The organism is Thermoflexus sp., assembly GCF_025055495.1.
GTDB lineage: Bacteria > Chloroflexota > Anaerolineae > Thermoflexales > Thermoflexaceae > Thermoflexus.
The window spans coordinates 1-1663 of the sequence record NZ_JANWXB010000113.1; the positions used below are offsets into that span (position 1 = coordinate 1).

The 1663-nt window shown below is 64.9% G+C and carries 2 protein-coding genes; both read right to left on the reverse strand.

The genetic code is table 11. The annotated features are described in order from the left end of the window. On the reverse strand, positions 1-290 hold a 290-nt coding region (locus NZM16_RS03835; RefSeq protein WP_295478672.1), incomplete at its 3' end, for a hypothetical protein. Positions 291-307: 17 nt separating this feature from the next. After that, complete coding sequence (locus NZM16_RS03840; protein WP_295478675.1) at positions 308-1306, reverse strand: hypothetical protein; 999 nt, start codon at positions 1304-1306, stop codon at positions 308-310. Between the last annotated feature and the right edge of the window lie 357 nt (positions 1307-1663).

The window sequence follows — 1663 nt, forward strand, 5'->3', positions numbered from 1 at the left end:
AGATCACTGCCTACCGCAAACCGATGACGCTCCAGAATGTTCCCGGAGCAGTCGACGACAATCTGGCCCTCCGCACATCCATAGTCTTCGCGCCAAATGGCCCCCACCGTGACCGAACCCTCGCACCGCCACACCCCGCCCCCCGTGGTGCTATCAGGGAGAGACATCTCCAATACGAAACAAGAATGTACAACATCGCATTGGTTGGAGGCCGCGGCGGGTCGAGCTGCAAAACCGATTGCCACCAGAGCGATCAGAAGGATCCATCCTTTCCATTCGATTTTCTCCATCTCGCCCTCCACGCCCTTCACGGGCCGATGTGAATGGTTTTGCCCATCACCCACCCCTTGAGGTTGATGCGTTCCGGGAAGAACTCCCGCATCCCGAAGGCTTTCGCCAGCTCCGAACGCTTCAGCCCGCGCACCCCCAGGATCTCCCACAGCGCTGAGCCATCCACGTCCGTCGCATGCATCCCTCGCGGATAGCCCCCGCTGCCGGGGATGATGTCTGCTTTCACCCAGCGCCGCCCCCGGGCGTCGTAGAGGAACGAATGAACCCGGCGCAGCACGGCCCCCCCCTCAAGGCTCACCGGCCGCACCTCGGTGATCGCCCCATTCTCCCATTGCGCGACATAAGCAGCCCCCAGGGAATCCCGGTAGATGTACAGCATCACCGGATAGTCCGGATCCCCTGTCTGCACGGCGGTGTAGATGGTCAGCACCTCATCAATTAGCGCTCCCTCACGATCATAAAAAGTGAAGTCCATGCTGGTGTTCCAGCTTGACCGGAAGGGGCGGAGGATGAGCCCCGGATCCGGGCTCCAGTACCAGGGCACGTTCTCCACCCGCTTCTCCACCGTCGGCTTTGGGGGGTCGGTCAGGAACAGGATGTGCGCCGCGTCCCGCCAGAACCCCGCGTAGACGCAGGCGGGCTCGATGCGGTAGATGGGCTTGAGGCGCTGGACGGGATTTCCTGTCCCGGGGTCGAGATATGGTTTCACCTCTACCAGCTGCCAGAGCCGTGGATCCTCCGGGCAGGGCGGTTCGGGCGTGGGGGTGGGCGGTGCGGACGCGGTGGCGGTGGCGATTCTTGCCACGGTGGCCGTGGCGGTCGGGGGCGTGGAGGTGGGGACCGGCTGCGGGGCGGCGGGCGGGGCCTGACAGGCGAAGAGGGCGGTGCCCGCCCCCAGCCCCAGGGCCACCCCCACTGCCGCCAGCAGCCTGTAGACCGCTGGCCGGGGCCGGCGCCGGCCGTAGTCGTCATACGTCAGATACTCGTAAAACTCCCTCCAGATCCCCTTGAGCATGGCCGCTTCCTCCTGCTGAAGATCTTTTTGCTTGCTCGCTTAACAGCCCGTCTCGACCTTCCGTCATCAGACCGGTCTTGGCCATGTCCCCGGAGCGGATCGGCAGATCGGCTTGAACGTCTCCGTCGGCTGGCCCGTCCTGGGGTCCAGGAAAGGCCTTGCCTCCACCGGCCTTGACAGCCGCGGATTCTCCAGGCGCAAGGGGTGAGCGCGGGGCGCACTGCCGTCGCGGCTATTCGTATTCGGAGCCGTTGGGGAGCCGGGACGACGGGGAGCGTGCGCGAGGACATGAAGGGCTATCCGGATGGCGCTCCGTAAGCGCCGACGACAGTTGCCAACCATCCCCAGCGCCACCAT